At 61.0% G+C, this 20,919-nt stretch carries 16 protein-coding genes; 6 read left to right on the top strand and 10 right to left on the bottom strand.

What is annotated here, in order from left to right; all coding sequences use genetic code 11:
* Positions 1 to 241 precede the first annotated feature (241 nt).
* From A7D21_RS30850 to A7D21_RS30885, 8 genes are all read right to left on the bottom strand, one after another.
* Positions 242 to 1,117: a LysR substrate-binding domain-containing protein gene (locus A7D21_RS30850; RefSeq protein WP_053256272.1), complete on the bottom strand. Its 876-nt coding sequence runs from the start codon at positions 1,115 to 1,117 to the stop codon at positions 242 to 244.
* A 136-nt stretch (positions 1,118 to 1,253) separates the two neighbouring features.
* On the bottom strand, positions 1,254 to 2,423 hold the full coding sequence (locus A7D21_RS30855; RefSeq protein ID WP_053256271.1) for a hypothetical protein: 1,170 nt from the start codon (positions 2,421 to 2,423) through the stop codon (positions 1,254 to 1,256).
* 85 nt (positions 2,424 to 2,508) lie between these two features.
* Complete coding sequence (locus A7D21_RS30860; RefSeq protein WP_069553510.1) at positions 2,509 to 4,146, bottom strand: ABC transporter ATP-binding protein; 1,638 nt, start codon at positions 4,144 to 4,146, stop codon at positions 2,509 to 2,511.
* Positions 4,147 to 4,148: 2 nt separating this feature from the next.
* On the bottom strand, positions 4,149 to 4,985 hold the full coding sequence (locus A7D21_RS30865; protein WP_069553511.1) for an ABC transporter permease: 837 nt from the start codon (positions 4,983 to 4,985) through the stop codon (positions 4,149 to 4,151).
* Entirely contained in the window at positions 4,982 to 5,935 is a 954-nt protein-coding gene (locus A7D21_RS30870) for an ABC transporter permease (RefSeq protein ID WP_053256268.1), read from the bottom strand. Before A7D21_RS30870 ends, A7D21_RS30865 begins: the two co-directional genes overlap by 4 nt.
* 65 nt (positions 5,936 to 6,000) lie before the next feature.
* Positions 6,001 to 7,635 (bottom strand): ABC transporter substrate-binding protein, encoded by a 1,635-nt coding sequence (locus A7D21_RS30875; protein WP_069553512.1) that lies wholly within the window; start codon positions 7,633 to 7,635, stop codon positions 6,001 to 6,003.
* Positions 7,636 to 7,928: 293 nt separating this feature from the next.
* A complete protein-coding gene (locus A7D21_RS30880; RefSeq protein WP_069553513.1) occupies positions 7,929 to 9,155 on the bottom strand; it encodes a Xaa-Pro peptidase family protein in 1,227 nt (408 codons plus the stop codon).
* Between the two features lie 50 nt (positions 9,156 to 9,205).
* Positions 9,206 to 10,087: a hypothetical protein gene (locus tag A7D21_RS30885; protein WP_053256265.1), complete on the bottom strand. Its 882-nt coding sequence runs from the start codon at positions 10,085 to 10,087 to the stop codon at positions 9,206 to 9,208.
* Positions 10,088 to 10,190: 103 nt separating this feature from the next.
* On the opposite strand from A7D21_RS30885, the gene A7D21_RS30890 reads away from it, so the two are divergent.
* On the top strand, positions 10,191 to 11,105 hold the full coding sequence (locus A7D21_RS30890) for a LysR family transcriptional regulator (RefSeq protein ID WP_069553514.1): 915 nt from the start codon (positions 10,191 to 10,193) through the stop codon (positions 11,103 to 11,105).
* Here A7D21_RS30890 and A7D21_RS30895 read toward each other — a convergent pair.
* Positions 11,043 to 12,275, bottom strand: coding sequence for an MFS transporter (locus A7D21_RS30895; RefSeq protein WP_069553515.1), 1,233 nt, complete (start codon positions 12,273 to 12,275; stop codon positions 11,043 to 11,045). The genes A7D21_RS30890 and A7D21_RS30895 overlap by 63 nt on opposite strands.
* Positions 12,276 to 12,561: 286 nt before the next feature.
* Here A7D21_RS30895 and A7D21_RS30900 point away from each other — a divergent pair, with 286 nt between their 5' ends.
* The 5 genes from A7D21_RS30900 to A7D21_RS30920 all read left to right on the top strand — a co-directional run bounded on the left by A7D21_RS30900 (position 12,562) and on the right by A7D21_RS30920 (position 19,332).
* Entirely contained in the window at positions 12,562 to 13,494 is a 933-nt protein-coding gene (locus A7D21_RS30900; protein WP_053256262.1) for a LysR substrate-binding domain-containing protein, read from the top strand.
* A gap of 159 nt (positions 13,495 to 13,653) precedes the next feature.
* Positions 13,654 to 15,078 (top strand): aldehyde dehydrogenase, encoded by a 1,425-nt coding sequence (gene aldA, locus A7D21_RS30905; protein WP_053256261.1) that lies wholly within the window; start codon positions 13,654 to 13,656, stop codon positions 15,076 to 15,078.
* 76 nt (positions 15,079 to 15,154) lie between these two features.
* Positions 15,155 to 16,465 (top strand): nitrate/nitrite transporter, encoded by a 1,311-nt coding sequence (locus tag A7D21_RS30910; RefSeq protein WP_069553523.1) that lies wholly within the window; start codon positions 15,155 to 15,157, stop codon positions 16,463 to 16,465.
* A gap of 1 nt (position 16,466) precedes the next feature.
* Complete coding sequence (locus A7D21_RS30915) at positions 16,467 to 17,684, top strand: mandelate racemase/muconate lactonizing enzyme family protein (RefSeq protein ID WP_069553516.1); 1,218 nt, start codon at positions 16,467 to 16,469, stop codon at positions 17,682 to 17,684.
* A gap of 37 nt (positions 17,685 to 17,721) precedes the next feature.
* On the top strand, positions 17,722 to 19,332 hold the full coding sequence (locus A7D21_RS30920) for a GMC family oxidoreductase (protein WP_069553517.1): 1,611 nt from the start codon (positions 17,722 to 17,724) through the stop codon (positions 19,330 to 19,332).
* 49 nt (positions 19,333 to 19,381) lie between these two features.
* Here A7D21_RS30920 and A7D21_RS30925 read toward each other — a convergent pair whose 3' ends face one another.
* Positions 19,382 to 20,314 (bottom strand): pyridoxal-phosphate dependent enzyme, encoded by a 933-nt coding sequence (locus A7D21_RS30925; RefSeq protein ID WP_069553524.1) that lies wholly within the window; start codon positions 20,312 to 20,314, stop codon positions 19,382 to 19,384.
* Between the last annotated feature and the right edge of the window lie 605 nt (positions 20,315 to 20,919).

Genomic DNA, 20,919 nt, shown 5'->3' on the forward strand with positions numbered 1-20,919 from the left:
CAGCAGATCAAAAGCAGAGCACGGCGGCCTGAAAGCCGACCTGAGTGGTAGAAGCAACAGCCAGGGCAAGGTCCGGATCAAGAGCTGCTTTTTTGTGGGAGCTGGCTTGTCGGACCGCCGAACCGCTGCGATGCAGACACCTCGGGTACATCAGGCATAAGCAGTAGATGCCATTGCAGGCAGGCCAGCTTCCATGGAGCCCGTAGCCGCCATTACCCAAACAATGGCTATGTAGTCGCTCTCAAGGGTTACTCACGCGGTTCAACCACTCGGTAAACAATCGGACCTTGGATAAGCCTTGCTTGTCCGCTGCCACGTCCAGCCAATAACCATACGGGCCGATCACTTCCACCGCTGTGATGGGCAATAAACTGCCATTCGCCAGTTCGCGCTCGATCATTTGCCGGTCTATCACGGCCAGGCCGCCGCCCGCCAGGGCGGTGTGTATGACTTGGTCCAGGGTGCTAAATTCCAGGCCCTGGCTCGCATCGATGTCGTCTCGGCCCATGGCAGCCAGCCAGTTTTCCCAGACCTTCAAGCGCTTGCCGTCGTGCAGGATGTGTAGCAATGGGAATCGCTGCAGGTTGGGCGGTTGGCCGTCGCTGAACAGCTCCGGGCTGGCCACGGCGATGTGGCGTTCCATCACCAGCAATTCGCTGCGGCAATGCGGGTCTGATTCCCGGCCGAAGCGAATTCGGCAGTCGATCTCTGCCAGGCTGTCATGGCTGTTCTGGTGCGTGACGCTGAGGTTGATAGCCGGATAGCGCTCGCAAAAGCGTCGTAAGTGCGCCGACAGCCAGCGCGTGGCCCAGGTCGGCGGCGCGACGATGCGCAGGCGCTGGCGCAGGTTGGGTACGCGCACGGCTTGCAGGGCGCGCTCGATATGGTCGAAGGCGTCGCTCAGGTGCGGGGAGAGGGCGAAGCCGGCTTCGGTCAGGGACAGGCCTTGGGGCGTGCGGATGAAGAGGGCGACGCCGAGGTAGTCTTCCAATTGTTTGATCTGGCGGCTGACGGCGCCTTGGGTGACGTTAAGGCCCACGGCAGCCTGGCTGAAGCTGCGGTGGCGGGCGACTTCTTCGAAGATGCGCAGCATGTTGAGAGCGGGCAGTTGGCGCATGAAAGGACTTCCACACTGGTTGTTTTTATAGTGCCTGTAGCGGCCTCTTCGCGAGCAAGCCCGCTCCCACAGTTGGAATGCATTCCTAATGTGGGAGCGGGCTTGCTCGCGAAGGCTTCAGTGGTATCGCCTCCGATTAGAAGTAGTACCCAATGTTCATATACAGCTGATTCTCCCACTGGTTACTGCCACCCGCGCCCAAACTTTCGGTGTAGCTGCTGCCGCCGATATACGGATCGTTCTTGCCAATCAACCACTCTGTCGCGACCCACAACTTGCTCACCGAAAACGACGTGCCGAGGATCACCCGCTGCGAGGTCTTGAACTGACTTTCGGATTTATCAAACGCACTGTAGTTGGCATACAGCTTTACGCCGCTGACCTGGTCAAACAGGTATTTGCCGCCCACGTCGTAGCTCAAATCCGCCACGTACAAGTTGCCTCGGCTGGCCACGTTGAACGTCCCGTCATAACCGCCCAGGGTGACGACGCTATTGGTGCCCGGGTTGCGCGGTGACATTTGCTGGCGCGCCGCCTGCAATTGCACGCCCCATGGCCCGTTCTTGCCCAGGTAGTGGATTGCCACCGCATTGCGGCGGCCGTCGTCGTTGGTGTCTTTGTTTTCCAGCGTGGAGGTCAGGCCGGAAAGCCCGACTTCGGATTTCCAGTTGCCCAGCTCCAGGGCCTTGGCCACCCGCACCACCACGGTGTTGCGCTCCTGGTTGTTGCTGCCGTCGCCCACGTAGCTGTCGGCTTCGGAGATCACGCTGGAGTAGGTCACGCCCTTGCTGGTGCCTTTGCCTTGCCACGCCGGGCGCAGGTAGTAGCCGGCCTGGATATTCCAGTCGCCGCTTTGCTGGATGTATTTGGCGCCGACCTGTTGCACGTCTTCCAGGCCGATGACGTTGCCCAGGGTCTCGTAGAAGGTGCTGCCAAAGTAAGGCTGCAAACCAAACGGCACCGTGTTCAAGCCCACTTGCACCTGCTGGTTCGGGTTGAATTTGTAGCCGACCCAGGCGAACTTGGCGAACTGGATATCGCCGTAGTTCTTGGTGTACTGGTACGGGTAGGAACGCCCGTAGAACCGGTACTGCGCCTCGCCGATCCAAGTGTCGGAGTTGTACTTGGCGCTGAGGAAGGCCGTGTCGAGGCCGAACTTCTGGATGTCGCGATCCGGGTCATAATCCCAGCGTGCACGCACGGCGCCGCCGAGGTCGAGGTTGTCGGTGACCTGATAAGCCATGGCCGGTGCCGCAAGGGCGCCGAGCACAGGGACCAGGGCGATGTAACGTAGGGTTGGTCGCATGGTTTTGCTCTCATTATTGGTTATTTTTTGGCAACAGCAGCCCGTTGCCGCAGCGAACGCTGCGACGCAGGGAAAGGGTGACAACTCAGTGCGCTGCGGGGCGGATCAATCTCAACGGGGGGCCGGCAGCCGGTAGTTGCGTCGCGCCCGGCGCAGCGGCCAGCAGGGCCTGGGTGTAGCTGTTTTGTGGCCTGAGCAGTACCTGTTCGGCGGTGCCGTATTCCACCACTTCACCCTGGCGCATCACGGCGATGTGGTCGCTGATCTGCGCCGCCACACGCAGGTCGTGAGTGATGAACAGGATGCTCAGGTTCAACTGCTGTTGCAGGTCGGCGAGCAGCTCCAGCACCTGTTTTTGCACCGACACATCCAGCGCCGAGACACTTTCATCGGCGATCAACACTTCCGGGCGCATGGCCAGCGCACGGGCGATGCCAATGCGCTGGCGCTGGCCACCGGAGAACTGTCGCGGTTTGCGCTTGAGGGCGTCACGCTTGAGGCCGACCTGTTCGAGCAAATCACCGGCCTCGGCCCAGGCATCCTTGGCCGACAACCCACGCAATTGTGCGGCGCGGGCGATGATGTCACCGACGCGGTGCCGTGGGTTGAGCGAGCCGTAGGGATCCTGGAAGATCATCTGGATACGCCGCCGATTGGCCGCCAGGGCCGAGCCGCGCAAGGCCAGAAAATCTGTGTCGCCGACCCACACATGCCCGCTGTCGCTGTCGACCAGGCGAATGGCCGCTTTAACCAGGGTGCTTTTACCCGAGCCGGACTCGCCGACAATCGCCAGTGTTTTACCGCGTGGCAGGTTCAGCGACACGTTGCGCAGCGCCGCCACCGAGCTGCCGCCGACGGTGTAGGTCTTGGTCAGGTGTTCGATGCGCAACGCCAACTCGCCATCCGCGCTCGGCGTGTGCAATTCCGGGTGCAGTGCCGGTACTGCCGCGATCAGCTTGCGGGTGTAGGCATGCGCCGGGGCATTCAGCACTTGGTCGCGCTCACCGATTTCCACCAGGCGGCCGCCTTCCATGACGGCAATGCGGTCGGCAATGTGCGCCACCACGCCGAAATCGTGGGTGATAAACAGAATGCCGTGCTGGCCACGCCCACGCAGCTCGCGTACCAGTTTCAATACCTGGGCCTGGGTAGTCACGTCGAGGGCCGTGGTGGGCTCGTCGGCGATTAACAAATCCGGGTTCATCGCCAGCGCCATGGCGATCACCACGCGCTGGCATTGGCCGCCGGACAGTTGATGGGGAAAGCTGTTGGCAATACGTGGCGGGTCGGGCAACTGGGTGGATTCAAGCAGCGCGAGCATGCGTTCGCGACGGTCGCGCTGGGGCATTTGCGGGGCATGGATAGCGAAAATTTCTTCGACTTGCTTGCCGATCCGGATCGCCGGGTTCAGCGCCGCCATAGGCTCCTGGAAAATCATCGCAATGCGGTTGCCGCGCAGTTCGCGCAGGCGTTTTTCGTCCAGGCGGCAGATGTCGTCACCGAGAAAGTCGATCACCCCACCGGCATGCCGCAGGCCTTTGGCGTAATCGCCCATGATCGCCGCCGACAGCACCGACTTACCCGAGCCGGATTCACCGATTACGCAAAGAATTTCGCCCTTGCGTACCTCCAGGCTGATGCCTTGCACGGCGTGGCTGCGGTCGGCGCCGGCGGGCAGTTCGATCGACAGGTTTTGCACCCGTAATACTGGTTGTGCGTTCATGCTCAATTCCTTGCGCCTTGTTGGGCGTTTTCATCCAGGCCGTCCGCCAGCAGGCTCAAGCCCAGCATCAGGGTGGAAATGGCAATGCATGGGAAGATCACCAGATGCGGGAAGGCGATGGCCATGGCGCGGCCATCGTTGATCATGCCGCCCCAGTCGGGGGTCGGTGGCGGCAGGCCAAGGCCGAGAAAACCCAGGGCACCGATCATGATCGCCGTGTAGCCGATGCGCAGGCAGAAATCGACAATCAGCGGGCCGCCGCAGTTGGGCAGGATTTCCACCAGCATGATCCGCAGCGAACCTTCGCCCTGAGTGATGGCGCTGAGGACGTAGTCCCGCGAGCGGATGTCGATGGTCAGCGCGCGCATGATGCGGAAAATCGCCGGGGCACTGGTGAAGGTCACCGCAATCAGGATATTCAGCGCCGATGCGCCGAGGGCAATGATGATCACGATGTACAACACCAGCACCGGGAACGACAGCACCGTGTCGGCCACATACGACAGCACGGCATCGACCCAGCCGTTGAAGTAACCGGCGCACAGGCCCATGGCAATGCCCACGGCGAACGCAGTGAGCGTGGCCAGGATCGACCAGAACAGCACGGTGCGGGTGCCCCAGATCAGCCGCGAGAGAATGTCGCGCCCGATCATGTCGGTACCCAGCAGGAAGCGCTGGCCATTATCGCCGCTGGTCAATGGGGTCAGCAGTGGGGTAAAGCTTTCCAGCGGATCATGGGGCGCCAGCCACGGCGCAAAGAGCGCGATCACGACCCAGCCGCCCACCAGCAGCAGGCCGAGCAAGGCCAAGGAATGTTTGAAGGCGTGCAGGCGATTCATTGGGCACCTCCGCCGAGGCTGCGCAGGGTGATGCGCGGGTTGAGCCAGGTATAAGCCAGGTCTGAGAAAATCTTGGTGATGCCCACCACGACGGCACTGACCATGGCGCAGGCTTCGATCAGGTACACGTCGTGGTTCAGGGACGCGGTGTACAGCAACGAGCCGAAGCCCTTGTAGGCAAAGAACACCTCGACCACGATCACGTTGGACAGCAGCCACGGGATGTACAGCATGATCACCGTGATCGGCGCGATCAGCACATTGCGCAGGGCATGGCGCACGACGATGCGTGCGGTGGAGGCGCCTTTGAGTCGTGCTGTGCGGATATACGGCGACTGCATCACTTCGACCATTGACGCGCGGGTGATTCGCGCCAGGTAGCCGATGCCGAACAAGCACAACACCATCAGTGGCAATACCAGCTCTATCGCACTGAAACCGTCGCTCATGCTGCTGACACCCGGCAGCCAGTTGAGCCAGAACACAAAGATTGCCGAGACGAACACCGCACTGGCGAAATCGGGAATCGACGTGGTGACAATCGACAGGAATGACACCAGGCGGTCGAGCGCGGAGCCCTGGCGGATGCCGGCGAGAATGCCCAGGGTCAATGCCACGGGCACCATCACCAGCAAGGCCAGCCCGGCGAGGGTCAGGGTTTGTGCCAGGTTGGGCAGCAGCAGCTTGATCACCGACTCACGAAAGTACACCGAGGTGCCCCAGTCGCCGCTGACAAAGTCCTTGAGCCACACCAGGTAGCGCCACACAAACGGTTGGTTGTAGCCATGTTCCACCAGCCACGCCGCCCGCTGATCTGCGGCGGAGTAGGGGCCAAGGACGTTGATGGCCACGTCCTCGATGTTCAGTTCCAGGGCCAGGAACACGATCAATGACACCGACAGCAGGGTCGCCACCAGCGCCAGTAACTTGCGCAATAGAAAATGAGCCATGAGTGCATGCTCCGACGAATATTGGGATGCCTGCCCGCGCACGGGCAGGGAGTTCGCGCCTTAGTTCAGGCGCTCAGCCACACGCTGCCCATCGGGTAGAAGTCGGAAGGGTGCACCTGGAAGCCCTGGACCTTTTTGCTCACGGCGGTGAACTTGTCGCCCCAGAACGGCTGCACGATCACGCAGGCGTCCTGCAGGATCTGCTCGACGCTTTGCATGGCCACGGCGCGTTGCTTGGGGTCGATGATGCCCATGGCTTTGTCCAGTGCGGCATCGAAGGCCGGGTCGCTGTAGTGGCTTTCATTCCAGGCGCCGCCGCCGCGGTACGCCAACTCCAGGGACATCACGCCCAGTGGGCGATGGGCCCAGTACGTGAGGCTGAACGCCGCCTTGTCCCAGATCGGCCAGTATTGGGCGGCCGGCACCACTTTGAGGTTGATGCGAATCCCAGCTTCCAGGCAGTTCTGTTGCAGGATCTGCGCACAGTCCTGTTCATAGCGGCCCTGGGTGTTGCCGACGATCAGGTCGATGTCGATGCCGTTCGGGAAGCCGGCTTCGGCCAGCAGCTTCTTGGCCATCGCCACGTCGCGGTTGCGTTTGGGCAGTGGGAAGTATTCGGGGTGGGAGGGCGCCACATGGTGGTCTTCGCCCAAGGTGCCCATGCCGCGGTAGGCGATCTTGAGCATCTGCGCGTTATCGGCACACAACACCACGGCCTTGCGGACACGCAGGTCGGTGAACGGCTTTTGATCGCAGGCCATGCGCATCACCACGGTTTGCGCGGATTTGCAGGTGAGCAATTGCGCGCCGGGCAGGCGCTTGGCGAGGTCCAGCTCGGCCACGGTCACGCGGTACAGCACGTCCACTTGCCCGGCTTGCAAGGCCGCGAGGTGAGTGGACACGTCGGTGCCCATGTCGATGTAGCGCAGTTCGTCGAGGTTGGCGGGCTTACCCCAGTAATCGGCGCGCTTGGCGAACGTCGCCTGTTTGTTCACCGCAAACGCGACCAGCTTGAACGGCCCGGTGGCCAGCGGGTTTTTCGCCCAGTCATCACCGGCTTTGAAGCTGCGGTGCACGATGGCGCAGGTGAACGCGTTGAGCATTTCCGGGATCGCCAACATCGGCCGCTTGAGCTGCAGGCGGAACTGGTAGTCGCTGACTTTTTCAAAGGCCTTGATGTCCTGGAAGGCGGTGCGGTTGACCGACTTGGAGTCAGCGGCAATCCAGCGCTCGATGTTGTGCTGCACGTCGTCGACGTTGAAGCTGTCGCCGTTGCTCCACTTCACATCCTGGCGCAGGTTGAAGGTCCAGGTGGTGAGGTCGTCGGAGGGGCTCCAGCTTTCGGCGAGGTAGGGGTGAGTGATGTTATCGGCGTCGACCCAGGTCAGGTATTCCAGCGAGTTGCGCAGCAGGTTCGAGGCTTCGATCCAGGTGATCAGCATCGGGTCCTGGATTTCCTGAATCGCACACGCAAAGCGCAGGCTGCCGCCTTGGCGGGCGGGTGTGGCGTCGGCGGCCTGGGCGTCGTTGCCGAGCAAGGCCGAGCCGATAAAGCTACTGGCGCTGGCCACGGTAATGCCCAGCAGGGCGGCGGTGCGCAGGAATTGGCGGCGGTTGATCTCGCCACGTTGGACTTGGGAACACAGGTCATTTACGGCTGGATGCGGCGCGGCGCCGTCCAGGGTAGTCAACTCTTTCATAAGCCTCTCCGGTACTTGCGAATATGCGTTTTTGTTGAACCGCAAGGGTCAGTGGCAAGCGCCGCCAAGGCGCAGCACGGACCGCTGTGAAACCGGCAGGAGAACAAGGCGCAACGAAGTCAGGAGGTGGGCATTGGGACAGGACATAGGGCAACTCTCATGTTGTTTTTATTAGAGATGCCCGCAGTTTTGTCATTTGCGCAAAGATCGACAAACGACAAATTCTGCGATGTAACGTTCTATAAATGCATGTTACTGGTCCTGCCCAGGCCCACCTGTCGCGCTAGACGCGTTCAGCGCGGCAACAGGCGTGGGTCGAACGGATAATCGGAGAGCAACTCGATGCTGTGTTCGTGGATGTAGATCTGTTCTTCGAGCTTCACGCCTTCGCCGCCGTCGTCGTGGCCGATGTAGCTTTCCACACAGATGGTCATGCCGGCCTCGAACACACCGTCGTAACCCAGCGCGTCAATGTCTTCGCGGTGCACCACGTAAGGGTACTCGCCGGTCATGCCAACCCCGTGCACCAGGGCGAAGTAGCGGTTGTTTTTGTAATGCTCGGGAATCTTCCAGGCCATCTCGGCGTATTCCTTGAAGCTGCGTCCGGCCTTGAGCATTTCCATGTTGGTTTGCACTTGCTCATAGGCGAGTTTGTACAACTCTTGCTGCTTGGCGGTGGCGGCCTGGTCGCCGCACAGGAAGGTCCGCGAAAAGTCCGCGTAGTAGCCGAAGCGGCCGACCACGTCCGTATCCAGTGCCACCAGATCACCGGCTTCGATCGGCCGCGTGCTGCATTCCTGGAACCAGGGGTTGGTGCGTGGCCCGGAGGAGAGCAGGCGGGTCTCGACGTAGTCGCCGTCGGTGGCGATCACATGCTGGTGCAGGTGCGACCACAACTGGTTCTCGGTGATGCCGGGTGTCAGCTTGCTTTCCATCAACCGCACGCCGGCCTCCGTCGCACGCAGGCTGGCGCGGATCATCTTCAGCTCGTTGGGCACCTTGATGCAGCGCGCACGCTCCAACGGTTCCTGGGCGTCAAACACCTGGTAGCCGAGCTTTTGCAATTCGAAGGCCGCCGCCGAGGTGGCGCTTTCAATCGCGATGCGTTTACCGCCACCGCACTTGCGCACCAACTCGTCAATTTCGGCGGCCCAGTCGGCGGTGACGTTGCCGAGAAAACTTTCACAGAAGTAATAGGAGATCGCCTTGGCCGGGCGCACTTCATCCACGGTATTGAGGGTTTCGGCCAGGTGCAGGCAGCCACCGAACTCGAAGATCACCACCGGGCCTTCCGCCGGGATAAAAGCATAGCGCGCCGGGTTACGCGCTGAGTACACCTGCATATTGCGTGAGCCGGTGGCGTAGCGCATGTGGGTCGGGTCGAACAGCACACAGGCGGCGTAGTCGCGTTTTTTCAGTTCGTTGCGCACCCGTTGCAGGCGGTCCAGCTGGATCTGCTGGATTTCGTCATAGGTGGGCTCACAGTCGGTGGGGTTGCGGTTCGGGCCAGACAGACTCATGGAGTGTTCCTCGCAGGGCAAATACGGTTTTATGGGTTTTTAGGGGTGAATCAGTCGAGCAACTGGTCGCTGCGCACCAGGTTGCGTTCGGCTTGCAGGTGGGCTTCGGACAGGCGTCCGTAAAGCTGTTTGGTGCGTTGCGCGCGGCCAATGATCCCGGGCTTTTCCGAGTAGGCGAAGATCGCCGTGTTGCGCTCGGTGGCGCCTGCGACGCGGGTGACCCGGTGTACGGAAAAACGGCCCTTGAAGATCTGCAAATCACCGGGGTTGAGCGTCAGCTCCTTGACTTGCGCGCGGTCTTCGCCGCGTACGACTTTGCCCACGGCGCCAAGGTTTTCCTGGCTGCGCGAGCGGATCATCGGCGCGTATTCGAACAGGCCGCCGGCCTCGGGCTTCTGGGTCATCATGCTGACGATGAATTCGTTGGTGTCGAAGTGCCAAGGCTGCTCGGTACCCTCGGGCATCACGTTGATGACCAGTCCGGCGAAAGGGTCGGCGTATTCGAAAATCTCCGGTTCGTCGAGGCATGCACCGATAAAACGTTTCATCATCGGCGAGACATACAGGCGATGAATGATTGCGTCGGGGGCGATCATGTCGCGGGTCACAAAGCCGCTGGTGCGCTCCATGAACGTGCGACGCGGGTCATCCTGGGGCAGGCTGGCGTCGTCTTCGGTGAAGTAGGCGTTGACCTTGCGCACCGAATAAAACGTTTTGCCTGACAGTGCCTGGCCTTCCAGGCGCGCCTGTTCCAACACCTCGGGGCGCAGGAAGTTCTTTAGCAGGCAGCAACCGTCCTCGGCCAATTCGGCGCGGGCATGTTCAATTAATGCCTGTAATTGGACATGGCCCGAATCATGTATGGGATACAGCGCAGTATTAATGATGTCGCTGATATCACCGGTTTCGGCATCGGCAAGTTTAAGACTCATACACGGCTCCAAGTAGGGTGTTGTGTTGAGTGGATAGTTGCGTAAAGCGATTTGAAGTGGAAATTACAAGTTGTGATCGAATCCATCGGCAGGGGCGATAGTTATGTCAGGCGAACTGGATGGCAGCTTACTTAAAGTGTTTGTGGCAATTATCGAGTGCCAGGGTTTTTCAGCCGCAGCCGAGCGTCTGCATAAAACCCAGTCCACCGTCAGCCAGAGCTTGCAGCGGCTGGAGGAGATTGTTGGCACGCCGCTGATCCATCGCACTAGCCGCTCCATCGGCCTCACCCCGAGTGGGGAAACCTTTCTGATTTACACCCGGCAAATCCTCAAGCTGCACCACGAGGCCGTGGCTGCGGCGCAATTGCCCAATGAGCAGGTGTGTATCCACTTGGGCATGCCGGAGGACTACGCGGAATACTGTCTGGGCGGGATGCTCAAGGACTTCCAGGCGCAGTTTGCCCAAGTGCGCCCGGACATCTGCTGCGAGATGTCCACCGCGCTGGTCAGCCGGTTGCACCGCGGCGAGTTGGACCTGGTGTTGGGCGTCGAACATGCCGGCCTGCAGCCCGGTGAATACCTGTGCGACGAGCCGCTGGTGTGGGTGGCGGCGCCGAGTTGGAGTGCTGTGGGGCGCCAGTCGGTGCCGCTGGCGGTGTACGCCGAGGGCTGTGCGTTCCGTGCCAATGCTGTGCAGGCGCTGGCCCAGGCTGGACGTTCATGGCAGGTGGTGTACACCAGTCAGAGTCCTCGCGGAATCGCGATTGCGATTGAGCAGGGTTTGTCGGTTGGGGTGATGGCGCGGCGCCTGGTGCCGGCTGGCTGGCAGATTCTGGATGAGCGCCAAGGCTTCCCGCCGATTGCGCCGGCCCGCCTGATGTTCTGGCGTTCAGCCGGTTGCCAGGTGCCGGAAGTGGCGGCGCTGGTAGAGATTTTGCAGCGCCAGTTGGGGCGCTCAGGGTACCTGGACAGGCCGCGCAGCGTCAGTCGCTCGCCGAGCCATGCGTTTGAGCAATAACAGGCCCGCGAGCACCCAGCCGACGATCCACGCATGCACCCCGGCAAATTCGCCGCTGGCCTGCAACAGCCAGCCGCACAAGCCATTGGCCGAGGCGCTGGCCAAGCCATAGCTGACCATGCTCAGGCTCACCACTTGCAGGCTGTGCACCGGGTTGAGGCGTGCGCTGAGATAAGCTGCCATCAAGCCCCACGAGGGGAAATAGAACACTGCAAACACACCGGCGGCCAACCAGCTCAACAACAGGCTGGGATGCCACAGCAGGCCAATCATGGCGAGGCCGAAAGCGCCGATGCTCAGCGCAAGCACCCGCAACGCACCCCAGCGATCCGCCAGCGTGCCCAACAGCAGGCCGCCGATTGCGCCGCCGATGCCGATCAGCGTCCACATTGAGCCGGTCACTGCTGCGCCGACGTGCAGGCGCTCGCTGACAAATGCCGACAGAAAATTGAGAAACGGCCCACTGATTGCGCCGATAAACCCGCTGAGCAAGACAATCTGCATGGCCACGGGGTGTTCCAGGCACACGTTCAACCACTGCCTCAGCACCTGATTGAACGCGGGCGGCCGGCTGGCGCGTGGCGCCTGTTCGGTGTAGGGGGCCAAGGCCCACAGCGTCAGCAGCGTGACCAGCAGCGTCAAGCCTGCGCAGATCAGCCAGAACTGGCGTAACGACAACCCCTGTAGCCAGGTGATCAGCAACCCGTTCAGGCAAATCGCAAAGGCCGCCCCCGAAGACGCCAGCCCCAGCACGCGACTGCGGTGGCTGGCCGGGATGACCTCGCGGGCGAGTGCCGCAATCGCGTTCCAGTTCGACACCGCACACGCCGACACCAGCGCCAGGCACAGGGCAAAGGGCAGCACCCAGGGTGTCGCCACCGCCAGCGCCAGCAACACCGGGCTCAGCACCATGGTCAGCCGCACCATGGTGCGCGGGGTCACCCACGCCGCGGCAATGCCGCTGGCGATGGACGCGCCCATATAAAACAGCTGCAGCAAGGCGGCAATCAGCGCCGCCTGGCTGTAGCTCAGTTCAAATACCTGGCGAATCTGCGGCAATAAAGCGGAATACAGAAAAATACTGAAACCGTGGGTGGTGGCGTTGCAGGCGGTGAACACCAGTGCCAACAGCGCAATACTTCGCCGCGATGAAACAGACGTACTCGACATGGCGCGGCCCTGATTTAAATGATGAGTCAGGCAAATGGGTGAGTTGTTGCAGAGACTAACTTTTGTGGTGAGTGGGCGACCAATGCTTAATTGTCTTAGTGTGCATGCGTCATACGCGTGCTATTTATTCGTCAGCGACGTATTCAGGTTAAAAACGACGCAGTGGGCGTTAGCCGAGTTTTCTTCGGCCGCAGAGGGTGCTACCCCAGGTTCAATACAAAAAGGTATGTTGTGTGCAGCATTGCTCTGCTCAATCTTCCTTGTCCGCTGCTGTCGAGTGCCCCCCATGAAACGCAAAATGCCTGGTCTCAATGCCCTCAAAGCCTTCGAAGTTGCCGGCAGCACCGGCAGTTTTACCCGGGCTGCCGAGCTGTTGAACGTGACCCAAAGTGCGGTCAGTCGCCAGGTCCGCCAGCTTGAGGAACAACTGGGGGAACACCTGCTGGAGCGGCGTCACCACCATTTGGAGCTGACCAGTGCCGGGCGTGTGTTGTTGCGGGCGTTGCATCAGTCATTTGACAAGATCGAGCTGACGGTGCGCAGCATTCAGCAGAAAACCCATTCCAACCGACTGCACCTCCACGCGCCGCCGACCTTTACCAGCCGCTGGTTGATGCCGCGCCTGGGAAGGCTGCGCGAGCAACACCCGGAGTTGGAGTTGAGCATCACCACCTGCATGCAGGACACCCTGGCACAGACCAGCACCCTCGACTGTGCGATTCGTTTTGGTAATGGTGAGTGGGATGGTCTGGACAGCTCGTTGTTGTTCCAGGAGCGGCATATCGCCGTGTGCACACCGTCGTTGTTCGCCCGCGAAGGTGGCGGGGACGGTATTGACTTGAATCGGATGACGTTGCTGCATGTGCTGGCGAGTGAAGATCAGCGTTATCTCACATGGAAGCATTGGCTGGATGCGGCGCGGATTACCGGGGTCGATACCCAGGGCGGTTATGAGTTTGATTTGCTCAACCTGGCGATACAGGCGGCGGTCGATGGGTTGGGGATTACCATTGCGGACTGGCATATGGTGGCGTCGGAGTTGGCCAGTGGGCAGTTGACGCAGGTGTTGAATGTGCATGTGGAAGGGCATCAGTCCTATTGGCTGGTGACCCGGCCGGAGCAGACGGATATGCCGCAGTTGCAGGTGTTTGGGCGCTGGCTGCAGGAGGAAATCTGGTTGGCGCAGCGGCAGTTGGAGCCTTCTACGGCGGCGGGGTGAGTTCGAGTACCTATCCGATACCGCCGTCACGGATAGGTACTCGAACACCCGTAACCTTCGTTTTCCTCACGTTACCCCGCCCAATAAGTCGTTTGCACACCCCCCAAGCAAATACAAAACTGCATGTCACTCGCAAAACAACAACGTTGGGCAAACCACATGCAATTCGAGCGCAATTTCTACAACGGTCAGTTCGTCGAGCCCGCCAGCGACGCCCTGATCGCCGTTTACAACCCTGCCAATGAATCCCTGGTCGGCCACGTGAGCGCCGCCACCGCCGATGAGGCCATTGCCGCCGTCGACGCTGCCGCCATCGCCCAGAAAACCTGGGGCAAGCTCACCAGTATCGAACGCGCCGAACACTTGCGCGCCTTGGCCGACGCCCTCGACAGCCACGCCGAAGCCATCGGTGCGGCCCTGGCCCGCGAGTCCGGCAAGAGCGTCAGCGATGCCTGCAATGAAGCACGCTACGCCGCACAAATCACTCGCTATCACGCCGAATGGGCGCGTCGCATCGAAGGTGAAATCATCCCCAGCGACACGCCGGATGAAAACCTGTTCCTGCAACGCGAGCCGATTGGCGTCGTGGCCTGCCTGATCCCGTTCAACTACCCGGTCTACACCTTGCTGCGCAAGGTCGCCCCGGCGCTGATCGCCGGTAATACCGTGGTGGTGCGCCCGAGCAACAACACGCCGCTGTCGGCGTTCGAAATTGCCAAGGCCGTGGTCACCTCCGGGCTTCCGGCCGGTGTCATCAACATCCTGACCATGGACCATGCCACCGCCGCCAGCGTCTGCACGCATAAAGCGGTCGGCCTGATTACGCTTACCGGCAGCGTGAACGCCGGGCGTATCGTGCTCGATTACTGCAAGGCCAATATCGCCAAGCCGTCTCTGGAGCTGGGCGGCAAGACCCCGGCGATCATCGAGGCCGATGCCGACCTGGAAAAGGCTGCCAGCGCCATCATCGGCTCCAAGACAACCCACTGCGGCCAGCTCTGCACGGCGGTGGAGCGGGTGTATGTGCACGAGAGCGTCTACGACCGGTTCCTGGCCTTACTGAAAACCCAGATAAGCGCCGTCCAGTTCGGCGACCGGGCCAACGATGAAAGCCTGATGGGCCCGCTGGTCAACGCCAGTTCGCAAAAGAACATCCACGCCATGGTCGAGCGCGCCGTGGCTGCCGGTGCTGTACTGGAAACTGGCGGCGTGCTGCCCGAGGGCCCCGGCCATTTCTACCCGCCGACCTTGCTCAGCGGCTGCCGCCAGGACATGGAAATCATCCAGGAAGAAATTTTCGGCCCCGTGCTGCCGGTGCTCAAGTACCGCAATATCGACGAGGCACTGGCCATGGCCAACGACCATCAGTTCGGCCTGTCGTCGGTGCTCTACACCGAGAACTACCGCACGGCGATGAAAGTGGCGAACGCCATTGAAGCCGGCGAGTTGTACGTCAATCGCACCCCGGCGGACCCGTATCAGGGCTTTCACGCCGGTTGGAAACGCTCAGGGCTGGGCGGCGATGACGGCAAGCACGGAATGCTGGAGTTCACCCAGACCCGTCTGGTGGTCATGAAGTACTGATTCACGCACACCGGCTGCACCTTCAATAAAAACAATTATGAGGGCACCTGCACAGTGGGTGTCCGAGGTCATCAAGATGTCCAAGCCTGCACCCGTTGCCCAGGATCTCGATGCCGTGTCCGCGGCAAAAAGCGACACCGCCAGTCGCTATTTCCAATTGCTCTTGCTGGTATTGGCCGCCGGGGCGATTTACCCGATCCTCTACCTGCGCCAGGTCTACCAGACCACCATGCTTGACGTGTTCCAGATCAACCACAGTGAACTGGGCTACTTGTACTCCATGCTCGGCACCGTCTTTTTGCTCAGCTACCTGCCCAGCGGTTGGCTGGCCGACCGTTTGCCGCCGCGCTTTTTGATCTTTTTCTCGCTGGTCGCCACCGGCGCCCTGGGCCTCTGGTATTCGACGGTGCCGTCGATGACCGGCCTGATGATTATCTTCGGTTGCTGGGGGCTCACCACCGGCCTGACCTTCTGGGCCTCGGTGCTCAAGCGCGTAAAGATGATCGCCCACCCCACTGAGCAAGGGCGTTTCTTCGGGATACTCGATGGCGGTCGCGGCCTGGTTGAAGCGTTATTGGCAACCGTGGCCCTCGGTCTGTTCGCCTATGCCACTGAAACCCGCAGCCAGTCGGCGGCCGAAGGTTTCAAACAGGTGGTCTACCTGTATTCGTTCATCTGCATCGCCATCGGCTGCGGGCTGGTGTTGCTCAAGGACCCCAAGTTCATGGCCGAAACGTCGGCGGTGGAGAAGGGTAAGTTCAACCTGATTGCCGACCTCACGACCCTGGTGAAGATCCCCGAGCTGTGGCTGGTGACCGCCATTGTGTTCTGCGGTTATCACATGTTCTGGGCCACCTACAGCTTCTCCGATTACCTGCAAGGCAGCGGCATGACCGCCGTCATGGCCGGCACCATCACCACCATCAAATTGTGGATGCGCCCCATCGGCGGCATTGGCGGCGGTTGGTTGGGGGACAAGTTCTCGAATATCTCGGTGCTGATCGTCGCGCTGGTGCTGGTAACGCTGGCCATGGTCGGGCTGATTGTGTTCCCGGCGCTCAATAGCCTCGGCCTGTTGATCGGCACGGTGATCTTCATCGGCCTGATGACGTATGCGATTCGCGGCCTGTACTGGGCGATCCTCGACAGTTGCGACATCCCGCTGCGCATCACTGGCCTGGCCATCGGTATTGTCTCGGTAGTGGGTTACTTACCCGACACCTTTATCCCGCTGATCAATGGCTACCTGACCGACACCTACCCAGGCAAGGCCGGTTACAACCTGTACTTCGGCTACATCGCTTTTGTCGGCGTGCTCGGGACCCTGGCGGCCCTGACCCTGCGTGCTCGAATCAACCGTAAAAAATTCAACCAGACAGGTGCCTGAGATGAAAATCGTCGCCCTTGAAACCCATCTCGTCGCCGTTCCACCGCCGCACATTGGTGGGATGTACTGGCTGTTCGTCAAGCTCAAGACCGACTGCGGCATCGAAGGTGTCGGTGAGATCTACGCCGCCACCTTTGGCCCCAAGGCCATGCTGCCGATCATCGAGGATGTGTTTGAGCGCTACCTGCTCGACCACGACCCGCACCATATCGAGCGCTTTTTCCGCCAGGCCTATTCCAGCGGTTTCACCCAACGCCCGGACTTGACCATGATGGGTGTGGTCAGCGGCCTGGAAATGGCCTGCTGGGACATCATCGGCAAGGCGGCCAACAAGCCGGTCTACGAATTGCTCGGCGGCAAGGTCAACGAGCGCCTGCGTTCCTACACCTACCTGTACCCGGTCAACAGCCAGGGCGAGTATGACTATGACGACCCGGACCTGGCGGCCGAGTGCGCCATCGAGAACATGAACAAAGGTTTTACCGCCGTGAAGTTCGACCCGGCGGGGCCGTACACCGCGTACTCCGGCCACCAGATTTCCCTGGAAGTGCTGGAACGCTGCGAGACCTTCTGCCGCAAGATCCGCGAGGCGGTAGGCGACAAGTGCGACCTGCTGTTCGGCACCCATGGGCAGATGGTGCCGTCGTCGGCAATTCGCCTGGCCAAGCGCCTGGAGAAATACGACCCGCTCTGGTTCGAAGAGCCGGTACCGCCTGGCCAGGAAGAGGCCATGGCCCAAGTGGCGGCCAAGACCAGTATCCCGATCGCCACGGGCGAACGACTGACCACCAAGTATGAATTCTTCAAGCTGCTACAAGCTGGCGGCGCGTCGATCCTGCAGATGAACGTGGCGCGCTGCGGCGGGCTGCTGGAGGCGAAGAAAATCGCGAGCATGGCCGAAGCCTACTACGCGCAGATCGCGCCCCATCTATACAACGGGCCGATTGGCGCGGCGGCGAGTTTCCAACTGGCCACCTGCACGCCGAACTTCCTGATCCAGGAAAGCATCATGACCTGGGGCGGTTTCCATGCCGACATCCTGACCAAGCCACTGCAATGGGAGGACGGCTACATCATTCCGTCCACTGAGCCGGGCCTGGGGGTAGAGCTGAACATGGACGTGGTGCGCAAGCACACGCCGTATACAGGCGAGCGCCTGCACCTGCAAATGGCTGCCACACCGGCCGACGTCAAAGACACCTCGCCGGCCAAAGGCTGAGCCAGGCACTTCACTACGAATAACGCGGTAATTGTGCATGACATATGACTACATCATCGCCGGCGCCGGCGCCGCAGGGTGCGTGCTGGCCAACCGGTTGTCCGCCTCGGGCGAATACTCCGTGTTGCTGCTGGAAGCCGGCGGCAAAGACAGTTCCTGGTGGTTCAAGATCCCGGTCGGTTTCGCCAAGATGTATTACAACCCGACCTTCAACTGGATGTACTACAGCCAGCCGCAAAAGCAGCTGGCAGGCCGTGAAATCTACGCACCACGGGGCAAAGTGCAGGGGGGCTCGGGCTCGATCAATGCGATGATCTATGTGCGCGGCCAGGCCCATGACTTCAATGACTGGGCCGCCAATGGCAACGACGGCTGGGGCTTTAAGGACGTGCTGCCGTACTTTCGCAAGCTGGAAAACCACCCGTTGGGCGACACCGAGTACCACGGCGGCAGTGGCCCCATCAGCATCACGCCGATGAAGGGCCAGACCCATCCGATCTGTGACGTGTTCCTCAAGGGCTGCGAACAGCTCGGCTATGCGCACAGCGACGACTTCAACGGCCCGAATTTCGAAGGTGCCGGGCTGTATGACGTCAACACCCGCAAGGGCGAGCGCTGCTCCAGCAGCTTTGCTCATCTGCACCCGGCCCTCAGTCGCTCGAACCTGACCGTGGAACTGCATGCGCTGGTTGATCGCGTGCTGTTCGACGACCAGCAACGCGCCACCGGCATTGCCATCACCCAGCACGGCGTGGTCCGTACCTTCACCGCGCGCAAGGAAGTGATCCTGTGCGCCGGCGCGGTGGACACGCCCAAGATATTGCAACTGTCCGGCGTGGCAGACCAGCAATTGCTGGCCGAGCATGGTATCCCGCTGGTCAAGCACCTGCCGGCCGTGGGCGATAACCTGCAAGACCACCTGTGCGCCAGCTACTACTACAAGGCCAATATCCCGACGCTGAATGACGAACTCAGCTCGCTGTTCGGCCAGTTGAAGCTCGGCCTCAAGTACCTGTTTACGCGCAAAGGCGCGCTGGCCATGAGTGTCAATCAGGCGGGTGGTTTCTTTCGCGGCAACGACGCGCAGAAAGACCCGAACCTGCAGCTGTATTTCAACCCGCTGTCGTACCAGATTCCGAAAAACAACAAGGCCAGCCTCAAGCCCGAGCCTTACTCCGGCTTCCTGCTGTGCTTCAACCCGTGCCGCCCGACCAGCCGCGGCACCATCCGCATCGCGTCGAAAAATCCGCGGGACGCGGCGCTCATCGACCCCAATTACCTGAGCACGCAAAAGGACATCGACGAGGTGATCCAGGGCAGCAGGTTGATGCGCAAGATCATGCAGGCGCCGGCGCTCAAGGGCATCACCGTGGCTGAAGTATTACCGGGCGCGGCGGTGCAGACCGATGAGCAGATGCTGCAATACTTCCGTGAAAACAGCGGCTCGATCTACCACCTGTGCGGCTCCTGCGCCATGGGCTCGGACCCGCAGGTCTCGGTGGTGGACAAACGCTTGAAGGTGCATGGGCTGGACCGGTTGCGGATTGTCGATGCGTCGATCTTTCCGAATGTGACGTCGGGCAATACCCATGCGGCGGTGTTGATGGTGGCGGAGAAGGGCGCTGACCTGATTTTGCAGGATGCCTGATTCAGCGTGCCGAGCGCAGGCGTCGGCTGGCCGACGCCTGCGGTGTTAGTCAGACGGATTGTTGCCACTGCGCCACCAGCTCGGCGGTGATGCTCACGCCGCCACACACGATGATCACCACATCGTGTGCTTCGGCGATGGCCGGATGGTCGAGGTACGCAACGGCCAACGATACGCCGCAAGCGGGCTCGACCAACTGACGCAAATCGTCGGCGTAACGGGCAACGCCCATCATTGCGTCGGCGTCGCTGAGTACCACGCATTCATGGGCAAATGCGCGGATGTGCTCAACGGGCCACGCGGCGACTTGAGACGCCGCCAGTGATTTGGCCACGGTGTCGATGCGCGGCAGGCGTACGGGTTTTCCGGCCGCCATCGCCGCCTGGAAGGAGGCGGCACCCGCCGTCTCGCAGGTGATTATCTTGCAGTCGTAGCGCTTGTGCCGTTCGAGTCCGGTCAGGATCCCCGCGAGTAAACCACCGCCACCGACGGAGCTGACGATGCTGTCCACATTCGGGCAGTCTTCAAGAATTTCGTCGACCAGGCTGCTATGGCCTTCCCACAACATCGGGTGGTCGAAGGCTGGCACATAAAAAGCGTCTGAATCGCTGGCCAGACTCAACGCCCGTTGGTTGGACTCTTCCCATAGATCGCCATGCACCACGACCTCACCACCCGCCCGGCGGATGCGCGCTCGGGTCGCTTCGGGAGTGGTGGTGGGCACGACGATGCAGGCTTGCAGCCCCAGGTTGCGCGCAGCAATGGCTGTGGCCAGGCCGGCATTGCCGCCTGACGGGCAGAAAAGTCTGAATTTGCCCAGGCTTGCAGCGTACGCACATAGCGCACTCATGCCGCGTAATTTGTAGGAGCCGCTGGGTTGCAGGTTCTCAAGCTTTAACCAGATTCGGCGCTTGGCGGTAGACAAGCCTGGATGCAGGATCAAGGGGGTTCGCGTGGGCAGTAATGCCGTTTCCCGATTGATCCGTGCCCACAGGTTGCGAATTAACGGCTGGTGCAGCGTGAAGCGCAAGGCGCCGGCTACGTTGGCGATGGTCAGGCTAGCGCTTCTGCAATCATAGGTGACGGTGTGGCTGATAGCCGGTGGCATGCCCGGCGCGTCTTTCTGGCCGTACACAATGACCTGATACAACGCCAGGTCCTCTTCCAGGACCGGCATTTCGCTGCTTTCACTGTCGTCATAAAGGGCCCTGATCCGGCTGAGTGTCAGGTTGCGCAAGTCCAGCGTGAATTCGTCCTGGGCCAAGTCCAGCTTCTGGTGGCCGCTGAAGAAAAACGTCTCGAGGTGCGTGCAACCTACTTCCTGGCGGGTCACCACCAGGCGTGTCAGGTAGGTGCCCGTGCCGTCGCTGTGAGTGAATATCTGGCAGAGTCGGTTCGCAAGCCAGCCGGGTGCAGGATTCGTCACGCTCCAGCCATAGAGGTTTGGAAAGTAAGAAATATTGAACAGTGCACCGGTGGACTGTTGTGCAAAGGCGGAGTGGGCGCGCATGTATTCCACGCTTGAGCGGCCCACCACCGCGAGCGCGTTGGCAATGGCGTGGGTGGCGTAGTCGAGGTTGACGGGTT

Source organism: Pseudomonas sp. AP19 (assembly GCF_001728855.1).
Taxonomy (GTDB): Bacteria; Pseudomonadota; Gammaproteobacteria; order Pseudomonadales; family Pseudomonadaceae; genus Aquipseudomonas; species Aquipseudomonas fluorescens.